The sequence below is a fragment of the Actinoallomurus sp. CA-142502 genome, from assembly GCF_050936355.1.
In the GTDB taxonomy this organism is placed as follows: domain Bacteria; phylum Actinomycetota; class Actinomycetes; order Streptosporangiales; family Streptosporangiaceae; genus Actinoallomurus; species Actinoallomurus iriomotensis.
The window spans coordinates 5123064-5136669 of record NZ_JBNJMY010000001.1; the positions used below are offsets into that span (position 1 = coordinate 5123064).

The following is a 13606-nucleotide window of genomic DNA, read 5'->3' on the forward strand; positions in this document are numbered from 1 at the left end:
CGTCCCGGCCCTACGCTCCGACGCGCCGCCCTGAGCCAGGCGCGGATCGGGCCGTCCGGCGCGTGCCCGCGATGTCCCCGCGGGCGGATAGTGTCGGCACCGTGGCACGCAGGGACGATGAGCAGGCCGACAGTCTTTTCGACACACAGGCGGAGGAGGCCGAGCAGGCCAACGCGCCGCTGGCGGTCCGGATGCGGCCACGGGGCCTCGACGAGGTGGTCGGTCAGGCGCACCTGCTCGGTCCGGGCACGCCGCTGCGTCAGCTGGTCGAGCGTGACGTCGCCATGTCGCTGGTCCTGTGGGGGCCACCCGGCACCGGCAAGACGACGCTCGCCTACGTCGTCAGCCAGGCCACCGAGCGGCGCTTCGTGGAGATCTCCGCGGTCTCCGACGGCGTCAAGCAGGTACGGGCCGCCATCGACCAGGCCAAGCGCGAGCTTGGCATGAGCGGCCGGCAGACCGTGCTGTTCGTCGACGAGGTCCACCGGTTCAACAAGGCCCAGCAGGACGCCCTGCTCCCCGCCGTGGAGAACCGCTGGGTCTCCTTCATCGGCGCCACCACCGAGAACCCCTTCTTCTCGGTGATCAGCCCGCTGCTGTCGCGTTCGCTGCTGCTGACGCTGGAGCCGCTGGGCGACGACCAGCTCCGCGAGGTGATCCGCCGCGCCCTGACCGACGACCGCGGCCTGGCCGGCGTGACGAGCCTCACCGAGCCCGCCGAGGACCACCTCGTACGCCTGGCGGGCGGTGACGCCCGCCGGGCGCTGACCTACCTCGAGGCGGCCTCCTACGTCGCCGGCCGCGAGCCGATCGACGTCGACGTGCTGGAGAAGGCCGTCGACCGCGCGGCGGTCCGCTACGACCGTGAGGGCGACCAGCACTACGACGTCATCAGCGCGTTCATCAAGAGCATCCGCGGGTCCGACGTCGACGCCGCCCTGCACTACCTGGCCCGCATGATCGAGGCGGGGGAGGACCCGCGGTTCATCGCGCGGCGCCTCATCGTGCACGCAAGCGAGGACGTCGGCATGGCCGACCCGAGCGCGCTGCAGACCGCGATCGCCGCCGCGCACGCGGTGGAGTTCGTCGGCCTGCCCGAGGCCCGCATCAACCTCGCCCAGGCCGTCATCCACCTGTCCATGGCCCCCAAGTCCAACGCCGTCATACGCGCCATCAACGAGGCGAGCGCGGACGTCCGGCGCGGCCTGGTCGGGCCGGTCCCCGCCCATCTGCGCGACGCGCACTACAAGGGCGCGAGCAAGATCGAGCACGGCAAGGGCTACCAGTACGCCCACGACTTCCCCGGCGGCGTGGTCGAGCAGCGCTACGCCCCGGACGCCGTCGCGGGCCGCGACTACTACCACCCGACCAAGCACGGCATGGAGTCCCGCTTCTCCGAGGTGGTCGAACGCCTTCGGGCCGTCCTGCGCGGCGGCCGCCAGGGCTGACCGCGAAGGCGGCCTGTGTCACCCTGATGTCCGTGTTCGATCACCCTCGCCCGGGTCTGTTGGCGGTGGCCGGCGCCGTCGCGGCCGTCGCCGCGTGCACGGTGGCGGGCTGCTGGTACGTGGGGCTGTTCACGTCCGAGGGCCGGTTCGGCGGACTCGACGCCTGCACGCTTCTGCCCCCGCCGGACGCGCTCGCGCCGCTGGTGGCGCACGGCGCGAGGGAGCCGGGGAGCTCACGGCCGAAGACGCTGCTGGGGTGGGGCGGCGACGCCTCGTCGGAGTGCAAGTGGAGCAGCGTTCCCCGCGGCCGGGACCAGCCGTTCCGTACGGCGCGGATCCACTCCGAGACGGCGGTCCGCGATGGCCGTACCTCCGCCGAGACACAGGCGGAGCGGGTACTGGCCTCCTGGTGCCGGAAGAGCCACGCGGCGCCGGTACGCCCGGTCGGCGTCGGGGAGGCGGGTTACGCCACCACGGACGAGATGACCGTGCAGATCCTGACCTCCCGCATCATGATCTACGACGTGCACGTCGAGTTCCGGATCTCCAACGCGGTGGTGGACGTGTCGGCGCGGACGCACAGCAGGCCGGACGCCAGGGCCGCGGCGCTCGTGCGGGGACTGGCCGAGAACGTCGCCGAACGGCTCTCCCGCACCGGCTGAACCCGGCCCCACGTCATATCCGCGGGGCCGGGAGACGCCGCTACGCTGCCGCCCGTGGGATCGACACGGGAGTGGGCGGCCGCCGGCATCGCCCGGATCGAACGCGACGTGGCCGCGACGCCGCTGCGGACCGTGCCGACGCCTCCGGAGTGGGGCATCGGCCTGTCGCTGAAGGACGAGTCCGCCCAGCCGACCGGCAGCGTCAAGCACCGGCTGCTGGCGGCGGCGTACGTCCACGCGCTGGCGGCCGGGCAGATCACCGAGGGCACCACCGTGGTGGTGGCCACCGCGGGGCCCGCCGCCGTGGCCGGGGCCCACTTCGCCCGGATGCTCGGCCTGGACTTCGTCGCGGTCGTGCCGCGCCGGACGCGCGAGGACCGGATCGGTGCGGTCGAGGCCGCGGGCGGGCGCGTCCACCCGCACGACCCGCCGGCCGCGATCTACGACGAGGCGCGGCGGCTGGCCGCGAGCGTCGGCGGCTTCCACCTCGACCACTTCGCCGTCGCCGCACAGGTGATCGACTGGCGTGGCGACAACATCGCGGCCGAGATCCTCGCCGATCTCGGCCGTCCGCCGCGATGGATCGTGACCGGCGCGGGCACCGGTGCGACGTCCGCGACGATCGGCCGCTTCCTGCGCCATCACGGCCACGACACGAGGCTCGCGGTCGCCGACCCGGAGAACTCCGCGTACTTTCCCGGCTGGGCGAGCGGCGCGGATGACTACGCGACCGGCATGCCGTCCCGCGTCGAGGGCATCGGCCGGCCGCGCATGGAGCCCGGCTTCCTGCCGTCCGCGGTCGACCTGGTGCTTCCCGTCCCGGACGCCGCGGGCGCCGGCGCGCTGGCCTGGCTGCGCGAACACGCGGGAATCGCCGCCGGCGGCTCGACCGGCACCTGCCTGTGGGCCGCCTGGCGGCTGATCGCCGAGATGCGCGCCGAGGGCCGCCGCGGCGAGGTCGTGGTGATCCAGGGGGACGCCGGGCGGCCGCCCGAGCTCGACGGGTCCGCCTACGCCGCCGCCATCGAGCGGTTCATCGCCACCGGCGAGCTCGACGTGCCGGCCTGACGCCCGCGCCGTGCCGCGTGACAGGGGCCGCGGTACGCCCTGACCTCGGCTCCGGCATGATCGGAACGCGCCGCGCCGCGCCGGGCGCGGGCCGGTGATCGGCCGCGCTCCCGCTGCCGGAACGGCGCTTCCGGGCGCCATGCGGGCGGACACGTCGGTTCGCGTGGCCTCCGCCGAGGTGAGGGGGACGGTATGGTCTGTCCGACCAGGTTCTCCGACGACAGAAGGAGAGGGAGCCGATGCTGAGTGGCGGACAGGTCGCCGGCCTGATCGTGGCCGTTTTCTGGGCGATTCTCGTTGCCTTCCTCGCCTTCGTCCTGCTGAGGCTGGCCAGACTGCTCAAGGAGGCGACCAAGATGGTCGCCGAACTCGGCGAGCAGGCCGGGCCGTTGCTGGACGACATGACCAGCACGGTCACGCGGGCAGGCGAGCAGCTGGACCGGGTCGACCTGATAACCAAGAACGTCGGCAGCGTCACGCAGAACGCCGCGGCGGTCACGACCACGGTCACCTCGGTGGTCGGCGGTCCGCTCGTGAAAGCGGCCGCCTTCTCCTATGGTGTCCGTAAGGCCATCGGTGCGCGCAACCAGGACGGCAAGCGATGATCCGCCGGCTGTTCTGGCTTTTCCTGGGGGGCAGCCTGGGTGCCTGGGCCGCCTTCCGGCTCAAGCGCCTCATCCGTGCCATGACACCCCAGGCCCTCGTTCACCAGGCCTCCGGAGTCGGCCAGACCGTACGCGACTTCACCGACAACGTTCGCACCGCCATGCACGCACGCGAGGACGAGTTGCGTGACGCGCTCGGGCTCGACGCGCCAACCGAGACAGACAAGGACCACCACTGAGATGGAGTCGGCAGAGATCGCCCGCCGTTTCCTCCGCTTCTTCGAGGAGCGCGGGCACAAAGTGGTGCCCTCGGCCAGCCTGATCGCCGAGGACCCCACCCTGCTGCTGGTCAACGCGGGCATGGTGCCCTTCAAGCCCTACTTCCTGGGGCAGCGTAAACCGCCCGGCCCACGGGCCACGAGCGTGCAGAAGTGCATCCGGACGCCCGACATCGACGAGGTCGGCAAGACCACCCGGCACGCCACGTTCTTCCAGATGCTCGGGAACTTCTCCTTCGGGGACTACTTCAAGGAGCTGGCGATCCCCTTCGCCTGGGAGCTGCTCACCTCCTCCGAGGCCGACGGCGGCTTCGGCTTTCCCGAGGGCCGGCTCTGGGCGACCGTCTACCACGACGACGACGAGGCGTTCCGGATCTGGCGGGACAAGGTCGGCCTGCCCGAAGACCGCATCCAGCGGCGGGGCCTCGCGGACAACTACTGGAACATGGGTGTGCCGGGCCCCGGTGGGCCTTGCTCGGAGATCTACTACGACCGCGGCCCGGAGTACGGCAAGGAGGGTGGTCCGGTCGCTGACGAGGACCGCTACCTGGAGGTCTGGAACCTCGTCTTCATGCAGCACCAGCTCAGCACGGTCCGCAGCAAGGTCGACTTCGACGTGCAGGGCGAGCTGCCCGCCAAGAACATCGACACCGGCATGGGCCTGGAGCGCATGGCGGCGATCCTCCAGGGCGTCGACAACATCTACGAGGTCGACACCATGTGGCGGATCCTCGACTTGGCCGCCGACCTGACCAAGACCAAGTACGGCCGTGACGCTCGTAACGACGTCTCCCTGCGGGTCGTCGCCGACCACATGCGCAGCGGCACGATGATGGTGGGCGACGGCATCGTCCCGTCCAACGAGGGGCGCGGCTACGTCCTGCGCCGGATCCTGCGCCGCAGCATCCGCCACCTCCGTCTGCTCGGCGCGGGGGACGAGCGCTACCTGCACGAACTCACCGACGCGGCGATCGAGGGGATGGGCGAGACCTTCCCCGGCCTGCGGGCCGACGCCGCGCACATCCACACGGTGATCGACGCGGAGGAGCAGTCCTTCCTCGCCACCCTCCGCACCGGCACGGCGATCTTCGACGCCTCGGTCGAGGAGGCCAAGCGCCGCAAGGACACGGTCGTGTCCGGGGCCCAGGCGTTCACGCTCCACGACACCTACGGCTTCCCCATCGACCTGACCCTGGAGATGGCGGCCGAGCAGGGCCTGTCCGTCGACGAGTCGGAGTTCCGCCGGCTGATGGACGAGCAGCGCCAGCGCGCCAAGGCGGACGCCGCGGCGAAGAAGACCGGCAACCTCGACGTGTCCGTCCTCGGCGAGATGCTCGAACGCGCCGGAACGATCACCTTCACCGGCTACGACTCGGTCGAGGCGGAGGCCCGCGTCGTCGGGCTGCTCGTGGGCGGGGCGAACGTCCCGTCGGCTGGGGAGGGCAGCGAGGTCGAGGTCGTGCTCGACCGCACCCCGTTCTACGCCGAGGGCGGCGGCCAGCTCGCCGACCAGGGCACCATCAGGCTCTCCGGCGGCGCCGAGATCGAGATCCTCGACGTCCAGACGCCGCTGGCCGGCCTCATCGTGCACCGCGGCCGGGTGCGCCGCGGCGAGGCCCAGGCCGGCGACACCGCGTTCGCCCAGATCGACGTGGAGCGGCGCCGGGCGATCTCCCGCTCGCACACCGCGACCCACATGGTGCACCGCGGCTTCCGCAACGCGCTCGGCGAGTCGGCGGCGCAGGCCGGTTCGGAGAACGCCCCGGGCCGGTTCCGGTTCGACTTCACCGCCGCCGGGGCCGTCCCGCCGAGCGTCCTGCGCGACGTCGAGGCGGAGGTCAACGCCACCCTCATCGACGACCTGGGCGTGCACGCCTCGGTGCACTCCATCGACGAGGCCCGCAAGATGGGCGCGCTGGCCCTGTTCGGGGAGAAGTACGGCTCCGAGGTCCGCGTCGTGGAGATCGGCGACTACTCCCGCGAACTGTGCGGCGGCACCCACGTCGCCCGCTCGGGCCAGCTCGGCCTGATCAAGGTCCTGGGCGAGCAGTCGATCGGCGCGGGCGTACGCCGCGTCGAGGCGCTCGTCGGCATGGACGCGTTCAAGTTCCTGGCGCGCGAGAACGTCCTGGTCGCCCAGCTCGCCGAGCAGCTCAAGACCCGCCGTGAGGACCTGCCCGAGCGCGTCTCCGGGCTCGTCACGCGGCTTCGCGAGGCGGAGAAGGAACTCGAGCGGATCCGCTCGCGCCAGGTCCTGGAGATCGCCGGTGAGCTCGCCGGCGGCGCCCAGGACGTCGGCGGGGTCGCCTTCGTCTCCCACCGGGCGCCCGGCGGCGTCGGCGCGGACGACCTGCGGCGACTCGCCGTGGACGTGCGCGGCCGTCTCACCGGCCGGCCGAGCGTCGTGGTCGTGGCCGGTGTGCCCAAGGACCGCCCGGTCGTGGTCGTGGCGGTCAGCGACGAGGGCCGCGCCCGCGGCCTGCGCGCCGGAGCCCTGGTCGGCGTCGCCGCCAAGGCCCTCGGCGGCGGGGGCGGCGGCAAGGACGACCTCGCCCAGGGCGGAGGAGTCAACCCCGAGGCGATCGGGGAGGCTCTGGCCGCCGTCCGCCGAGCTGTGGGGAGCGCGTGAGCGAGCGGAGCGAGCGAACCGATAGGCACCTCGGCCGGGCTAGCACGGGCGTCTGGTCTCTCCTCCGACGAAGGAGGGCTCGTGACTGAGCGGAGCGAGCGAACCGATAGGCACGGGCGTCTGGTCTCTCCTCCGACGAAGGAGGGCTCGTGACTGAGCGGAGCGAGCGAACCGATAGGCACGGGCGTCTGGTCTGTCCTCCGACCAAGGAGGGCTCGTGACTGAGCGGAGCGGCCGGCACCGAGACCGGTTCGCGGGGCCGACGGAGGAGACTCCGTGAACGACCCGGGGCAGGAGCCGCGTGTGAGACGCGGTGTCCGGCTCGGAGTCGACGCGGGAAGCGTCCGCATCGGCGTCGCCCGGAGCGATCCGGGCGGCATCCTCGCCTCCCCCCTGGAGACCGTACGCAACGGCAAGGGCGACATCGACCGCATCGTCGCCCTCGCCGCCGAGAACGAGGCCGTCGAGGTGATCGTCGGCCTGCCGACCTCGCTGTCGGGCCGCGAGGGCCCGGCCGCGGGGGAGGCACGGCGGTTCGCCGCCCGCATCGCCCGGCGCCTGCCTCCGGGGTCCGTACGCCTGTTCGACGAGCGGCTCACGACGGTCACCGCCGAGAGCGGCCTGCGCGAGCGCGGCGTGCACGGGCAGGCGCGCCGCAAGGTCGTCGACCAGACCGCCGCGGCCGTGCTCTTGCAGGCCGCACTTGACGCCGAACGCTTGACGGGCCGTCCACCTGGGGAGATTGTCCGGGGGGACACATGAGCGACGCTGACCTTGACTTTCTCCGGCAACTCGCCGAACGCCAGCGTTCGGCCCGTGCCGAACCGGGCGGGCACAGGGGCGGCCGTGGCGGCCATCGCGGCCGCCGCCGCAAGAAGACCCGCCGTGGCCGCAGACTCGCGCCCATCGTGGCGATCCTCTTCCTCGCCGTGGTCGTGGGCGGCGGCGGATACGTCGGCTTCACGACGCTGAGCGGCTTCCTGAACCCGCCGGACTACAAGGGCGGGGGCACCGGCTCGGTCACCGTCCAGATCCAGGACGGCGACTCCGTGAAGCAGATGGGCGACCGCCTGGAGCAGGCCGCGGTCGTCAAGTCCAGCAGCGCCTTCTACAAGATCGCCAAGGACGACCCCAAGGCCACGAGCATCCAGCCGGGCTACTACCGGCTGAAACTCCACATGTCCGCCCAATCGGCCCTCGCGCTGCTGCTCAGCCCCGCGTCGCGGACCGGACGGGTGACCTTCCCCGAGGGCAAGCGCGCCGCTGAGGTGCTGGCCACTCTGGCCAAGCGCACCAACATCCCGCTCAAGAACTTCCAGCGCGCCGCCCAGAACACCAAGGCGCTCGGCCTCCCGTCGTACGCCCACGGGCAGATCGAGGGCTACCTCTACCCCTTTACATACGATCCGCCGCCGAAGGCCACCGCCACTCAGGTGCTGCGCGCGATGGTGGACCAGTTCAAGAAGGCCGCCGACGACCTCGACCTGGAGAGCGAGGCCAAGCGCGTCCACATGTCGCCGCACGACGTCGTGGTGGCCGCGAGCCTGGTGCAGGCCGAGAGCGGCACGGCCGAGGACATGCCGAAGGTCGCCCGGGTGATCGAGAACCGCCTCACCAGCTCGCAGCCGTGGATGCACAAGCTCCAGCTCGACAGCACGGTCATGTACGGCCTGGGCAAGTACGGCATCGTCGCCAGCGGCAACGACCTGAAGTCGACCAGCCCGTACAACACCTACGCGCGTGCCGGCCTGCCGCCCGGTGCGATCTGCAACCCCGGCGAGGAGGCCATGCGGGCCGTGCTCAAACCCGCGAAGGGCCCGTGGATGTACTTCGTGACGACCGACCCGGCACATCACATCACCAAGTTCACCGACAACTATGCGGAGTTCGGCCGGTTCCGCCAGGAGCTCCAGCAGAATCTGAGTCACGGATGACCCGCGCCGCCGTCCTCGGTTCGCCGATCGCGCACTCGCTGTCACCGGCGCTGCACCGTACCGCGTACGCCGCGCTCGGCCTCGGCTGGACCTATGAGGCGATCGAGTGTCGTGAGGACGGCCTGCCCGAGGTGCTCGGCGGGCCGTGGGCCGGCCTGTCGCTGACCATGCCGCTGAAGCGCGCCGTCCTGCCGCTCCTGGACGAGGTGTCCGACCTCGCCCGCGCGGTCGGCGGCGCGAACACCGTGGTGTTCGAGGCGGGCCGGCGGCGGGGTTTCAACACCGACGTGTACGGCATCGTGACGGCGCTGGCCGAGGCCGGGGTGCCCGGTCCGGGCTCGGCGGTGGTGCTCGGCGCCGGTGCGACCGCCGGCTCGGCCCTCGCCGCCCTGCGCGAACTGGGCGTGCACAAGGCCGTGCTGGTCGCCCGCGACCCCACCCGGGCGGGCGAGGCGGTGGCCGCCGCGTCCCGGCTCGGCGTCGGCGTGAGCGTACGGACGTTCGCCGAGCCGCTGCCCGACGCCGACCTGGTGATCTCCACGCTGCCCGCGGGAGCCGCCGACCCGTACGCCGAGACGATCGCCCGGTCCGCCGGTGCGCTGTTCGACGTGGTCTACGCGCCGTGGCCGACCCGGGCGGCCCAGGCCGTGCGCGAGGCGGGAGGCGTGACCGCCGATGGCTTCACCATGCTCCTGCACCAGGCGGTACGCCAGGTCGCGCTGATGACCGGGGTCACGGACGTGCCGGTCGAGGCGATGCGCGCCGCGGGCCTGGCCGAGATCGCCCGCCGCTCCAGCGCGTAGCGGATGCTCACCGACGTCGTCCCCTTCCTGCGCTGCCCCGTATGCGGCGCCGGTCTGACGCTCGACCCGCGGGCACTGCGCTGCGCGGCCGGGCACGCCTTCGACATCGCCCGGCAAGGGTACGCGGGGCTGCTGACCGGCAACGTCCGCACCGGAACCGCCGACACGGCGGCCATGGTCGCCGCCCGCGCGGAGTTCCTCGACGGCGGCCACTACGCGCCGCTCGCCGGGCTGATCGCCGAGCGGGCCGCGGAGCGCGCCCCGGCCGACGGCTGCGTCCTGGACGCCGGGGCGGGCACCGGCCACTACCTGCGGGCCGTGCTCGACCGGCTGCCGGAACGGCCGGGCCTCGCGCTGGACCTGTCCAAGCACGCGCTGCGGCGCGCCGCGCGCGCTCATCCGCGCATCGGCGCCCTGACCTGGGACGTCTGGCGCCCGCTCCCCGTGCGCACCGGTACGGTGGGGGTGTTGCTGGACGTCTTCGCTCCGCGCAACGCCGCGGAGTTCCACCGGGTGCTCCGGCCGGACGGGGTGCTCATCGTCGTCACCCCGGCCGCGCGTCACCTGGAGGAGCTGATCGGCCCGCTCGACCTGCTCACCGTCGACCCGCGCAAGGCCGAACGGGTCGCGGACACGCTCGGCGGGCGGTTCCGCCCGGCCGGCACGTGGCCGCTGGAGCTTTCGATGCGGCTGACGCGTTCCGAGGTCGCCGCGCTCGTGGCGATGGGCCCCAGCGCCTGGCACGCCGACCCGGAGGCCGTACGGAAGCGCGTCGAGGCGCTCGACGAGCCGATCGCGGTGACCGCGGCGTTCGAGGTGCGCGTTTTCGACGTGGCGCCCAAAAGCTGATATCTTTAAGCGTTGACTGGCCCGGCGCGCAGGCGTCGGGCGCGCAAGCGGAGGTCACTCCCACCTGATCGGCCGCGCTCCTCGCGGAGCGGAAGGCCGATGGGTCCCGGTCAGGCACACTTGACGTGTGCCCTCCTCGTCGGCTTCGGCCGCCGAGGTGTCCGGTAGTGGCCCCGCAGTGCGAGTCATGCGGGGCTTTTCGCATGAAGGGCCCGGGGTATGGCCGGTCAGAGACAGCGAAGTACCCCAAGGAGGTCCCATCAGCGCCGAACCGCGTATCAACGAGCGCATTCGCGTGCCTGAGGTCCGGCTCGTCGGTCCGAACGGCGAACAGGTCGGCATCGTTCCCATCGCCAAGGCTCTTGACCTTGCCCGGGAGTCCGATCTCGACCTGGTGGAGGTCGCCCCGACCGCGCGACCGCCCGTGGCCAAGCTCATGGACTACGGAAAGTTCAAGTACGAGTCCGCGATGAAGGCCCGCGATGCGCGACGTAACCAGGCGCACACCGTCATCAAGGAGATCAAACTCCGGCCGAAGATCGACCCGCACGACTACGGCACCAAGAAGGGCCATGTCGAGCGGTTCCTCAAGGCAGGTGACAAGGTCAAGGTCACGATCATGTTCCGTGGCCGCGAGCAGTCCCGCCCGGAGCTCGGGTTCCGGCTGCTGCAGCGGCTGGCGGAGGACGTCGAAGAACTCGGCTTCGTCGAGTCCAGGCCCAAGCAGGACGGCCGCAACATGATCATGGTGCTCGGGCCGCACCGAAAGAAGAGCGAGGCCAAGGCCGAAACACAGCGCGCCGCGACCGGCAGTCGCGCGCGTCGGCAGGTGGAGGACGAGGCCCCGGCCTGATCCGGGGCAGTCCCGCCCACGACCCTGCTCACGTAGCGGGGTCGTCTCGCGATGAAGCATGCACATCGCGCCTTGTCCGGCGCCCGGTGTCCCCCTCGGGGACGCCGCGCGTCCGTGCCGAGGCGCTCGGACTAGGGAGACGTCGGCGACCATGCCGAAGATGAAGACGCACAGTGGGGCCAAGAAGCGATTCAAGGTCACCGGCTCCGGCAAGATCATGCGCCGCCGCGCCAACCGTAACCACCTGCTCGAGCACAAGCCGACCAAGCGCACGCGCCGGCTCGACGGGCCCGTGGTCCTGTCCAAGAACGACGAGACGAAGATCAAGAAGCTGCTCGGCAAGTAAGCCCGGCACCGAAATGATCGCCGGGCTCCCGGTGCCCGTACGGCACCGGTGGTCCCGTAAGTCCTACGACCGGCCGGCGCCCACGAGGCACCGGCCCCCACGAGGGAGTTCGAAACGTGGCACGCGTGAAGCGGGCGGTCAACGCCGCCAAGAAGCGCCGGGTCGTCCTGGAGCGGGCGAGTGGCTATCGCGGCCAGCGGTCCAGGCTGTACCGCAAGGCCAAGGAGCAGCAGCTCCACTCGATGACGTACGCCTTCCGTGACCGGAAGGACCGCAAGGGTCAGTTCCGTCGGCTGTGGATCCAGCGGATCAACGCGGCGGCCCGCGCCAACGGGATGACCTACAACCGATTCATCCAGGGCCTGCGTGAGGCCGGCGTCGAGGTCGACCGCCGGATGCTCGCCGAGCTCGCGGTCAACGACGCCCCCGCGTTCGCGGTGCTCGTCGAGACCGCCAAGAAGGCGCTGCCCGCCGGCACCGCCGCGGCCTGATCCGCATCAGGACATCCGCGCAGATGGCGGGCCGGGAGCTGAGTTCCACCCGATCACCGAGGGTGAAGGCGGCTCGCCGGCTCGCCAAACGCGCGTTCCGGCGCCGTGAGCACCGGTTCCTCGCCGAGGGCCCGCAGGCCGTCCGTGAGGCGCTGGCGTTGAACGGCGTGCTGGCCGAGCTGTTCGCCACCGCCGAGGCCGAGAACCGCCACCAGGACCTGATCGCCCAGGCGGAGAAGGCCGGCGTGCCGATCTTCCGGGTGAGCGGCGAGGTCATGGCCGAGCTGGCCCAGACCGTCACCCCGCAGGGCCTGCTGGCGGTCTGCGAGTTCGTCGACGTCGCGCTGGACAAGGCACTGTCACCCGCGCCGCGCCTGGTGACGGTGCTGGCACACGTCCGCGACCCGGGCAACGCCGGCACGGTCCTGCGGACCGCGGACGCGGCGGGGTCCGACTCGGTGATCTTCACCGACGCCTCGGTGGACCCCTACAACGGCAAGTGCGTCCGCGCCTCCGCCGGCAGCCTGTTCCACCTGCCGGTCGTCACCGGCCCGCGGTTCGACGCCCTGATCCCGGCGCTGAAGGGCGCGGGCCTGACCGTGGTCGCCGCCGACGGCGCGGGGGATGCCTCGCTCGACACCGCCCTGGACGCGGGCACGCTCGACGGGCCCACCGCGTGGGTGTTCGGCAATGAGGCCTGGGGACTGCCGGAGGAGATCCTGAACGCCGTCGACGAGGTGGTCCGGGTGCCCATCTACGGCGGCGCGGAGAGCCTCAACCTGGCGACCGCCGCCGCGGTCTGTCTCTACACCTCGGCGCGCGCCCAGCGGGCCTCCCGGACCCCCTGACGGCGGCGCAGGGACCGTTCCAAGCTCAGGACGGCTCAGCGCAGCCCGAGGGCCAGGGCCACGCCCAGGCCGAACGTCACGATCACCCCGCGCAGGATCTCCGGCGACAGCCGCCGCGCCACGCGCGCGCCCGCGAACCCGCCGGTGAGGCTCGCCACGGCCATCACCGCCACGGCGTACCACCGCACCGGGCCGAAGAGCGCGAACGCCGCGAACGCCACCGTGTTGATCACCAGGGACAGGACCGAGCGCACGGCGTTGACCCGTTGCAGGTGATCGTGGACGAACACGCCGAGGATGCCCAGCAGCATGACGCCCAGGCCGGCGCCGAAGTAGGCGCCGTAGATCCCCCCGAGCAGCAGGCCGGCGTGCAGGAGCGTGCGATGGTGCCGCCGGCTCAGCCGCTCCGAGGCGCTCAGCCGCCTCTTCAGCCACGGCTGGACCGCCAGCAGCAGGCTCGCCATCGCGATCAGGACCGGCGTCAGTGAGTGGAAGACGCCCTCCGGGGTGACCAGGAGCAGCAGACAGCCGACCACCGCCCCGATGACGCTCGTCAAGCTGAACGCGATCGCCCGCCGCCGCTGCCCGGACAGCTCCGCCCGGTAGCCCAGCGCGCCCCCGATGTACCCCGGCCACAGCGCCACCGTGTTGGTCACGTTCGCCGACACCGCCGGGTAGCCCACCGCGAGGAGGGCGGGAAAGGAGATCAGGGATCCGCCGCCGGCGACGGCGTTGACGACTCCCGCCGCCACGCCGGCCGCGGCCAGCAGTCCGGTCTCCGCCAGATTCATC

15 protein-coding genes are annotated in these 13606 nt (G+C 72.1%); 14 read left to right on the top strand and 1 reads right to left on the bottom strand.

Annotation, left to right across the window (positions count from 1 at the left end; all coding sequences use genetic code 11):
* The first annotated feature begins 101 nt into the window (after positions 1-101).
* From ACQEV1_RS24415 to ACQEV1_RS24480, 14 genes are all read left to right on the top strand, one after another.
* Positions 102-1448: a replication-associated recombination protein A gene (locus ACQEV1_RS24415; protein ID WP_433396338.1), complete on the top strand. Its 1347-nt coding sequence runs from the start codon at positions 102-104 to the stop codon at positions 1446-1448.
* Positions 1449-1480: 32 nt separating this feature from the next.
* Positions 1481-2110, top strand: coding sequence for a hypothetical protein (locus ACQEV1_RS24420; protein WP_433396340.1), 630 nt, complete (start codon positions 1481-1483; stop codon positions 2108-2110).
* 54 nt (positions 2111-2164) lie between these two features.
* The gene (locus ACQEV1_RS24425; RefSeq protein ID WP_433396342.1) at positions 2165-3178 is read left to right on the top strand and encodes a PLP-dependent cysteine synthase family protein; all 1014 of its coding nucleotides are present in this window, start codon (positions 2165-2167) and stop codon (positions 3176-3178) included.
* Positions 3179-3417: 239 nt separating this feature from the next.
* Positions 3418-3783 carry a DUF948 domain-containing protein gene (locus ACQEV1_RS24430; protein ID WP_285581428.1) on the top strand — a complete coding sequence of 122 codons (366 nt, stop codon included), beginning with the start codon at positions 3418-3420 and terminating at the stop codon, positions 3781-3783.
* Positions 3780-4022, top strand: a complete 243-nt coding sequence (locus tag ACQEV1_RS24435) for a hypothetical protein (RefSeq protein ID WP_285581430.1) — start codon at positions 3780-3782, stop codon at positions 4020-4022. Before ACQEV1_RS24430 ends, ACQEV1_RS24435 begins: the two co-directional genes overlap by 4 nt.
* Before the next feature lies 1 nt (position 4023).
* Positions 4024-6690 carry an alanine--tRNA ligase gene (gene alaS, locus ACQEV1_RS24440; protein ID WP_433396344.1) on the top strand — a complete coding sequence of 889 codons (2667 nt, stop codon included), beginning with the start codon at positions 4024-4026 and terminating at the stop codon, positions 6688-6690.
* 303 nt (positions 6691-6993) lie between these two features.
* On the top strand, positions 6994-7452 hold the full coding sequence (gene ruvX, locus ACQEV1_RS24445; protein ID WP_285581433.1) for a Holliday junction resolvase RuvX: 459 nt from the start codon (positions 6994-6996) through the stop codon (positions 7450-7452).
* Complete coding sequence (mltG, locus tag ACQEV1_RS24450; RefSeq protein ID WP_433396347.1) at positions 7449-8624, top strand: endolytic transglycosylase MltG; 1176 nt, start codon at positions 7449-7451, stop codon at positions 8622-8624. The genes ruvX and mltG overlap by 4 nt, the downstream gene beginning before the upstream one ends.
* The gene (locus tag ACQEV1_RS24455; protein ID WP_433396349.1) at positions 8621-9427 is read left to right on the top strand and encodes a shikimate dehydrogenase; all 807 of its coding nucleotides are present in this window, start codon (positions 8621-8623) and stop codon (positions 9425-9427) included. The genes mltG and ACQEV1_RS24455 overlap by 4 nt, the downstream gene beginning before the upstream one ends.
* Before the next feature lie 3 nt (positions 9428-9430).
* Entirely contained in the window at positions 9431-10276 is an 846-nt protein-coding gene (locus ACQEV1_RS24460) for a putative RNA methyltransferase (RefSeq protein ID WP_433396350.1), read from the top strand.
* 277 nt (positions 10277-10553) lie between these two features.
* Positions 10554-11129, top strand: coding sequence for a translation initiation factor IF-3 (infC, locus tag ACQEV1_RS24465; protein WP_285581477.1), 576 nt, complete (start codon positions 10554-10556; stop codon positions 11127-11129).
* 151 nt (positions 11130-11280) lie between these two features.
* Positions 11281-11475 carry a 50S ribosomal protein L35 gene (gene rpmI, locus ACQEV1_RS24470; protein ID WP_285581439.1) on the top strand — a complete coding sequence of 65 codons (195 nt, stop codon included), beginning with the start codon at positions 11281-11283 and terminating at the stop codon, positions 11473-11475.
* 116 nt (positions 11476-11591) lie between these two features.
* The gene (gene rplT, locus ACQEV1_RS24475) at positions 11592-11966 is read left to right on the top strand and encodes a 50S ribosomal protein L20 (protein WP_285618952.1); all 375 of its coding nucleotides are present in this window, start codon (positions 11592-11594) and stop codon (positions 11964-11966) included.
* Between the two features lie 23 nt (positions 11967-11989).
* Positions 11990-12814 carry a TrmH family RNA methyltransferase gene (locus ACQEV1_RS24480; protein ID WP_433396352.1) on the top strand — a complete coding sequence of 275 codons (825 nt, stop codon included), beginning with the start codon at positions 11990-11992 and terminating at the stop codon, positions 12812-12814.
* A 35-nt stretch (positions 12815-12849) separates the two neighbouring features.
* Here the strand turns inward: ACQEV1_RS24480 and ACQEV1_RS24485 are convergent, their stop codons facing one another.
* Positions 12850-13605 carry a sulfite exporter TauE/SafE family protein gene (locus tag ACQEV1_RS24485; RefSeq protein WP_433396354.1) on the bottom strand — a complete coding sequence of 252 codons (756 nt, stop codon included), beginning with the start codon at positions 13603-13605 and terminating at the stop codon, positions 12850-12852.
* Position 13606 lies beyond the last annotated feature (1 nt).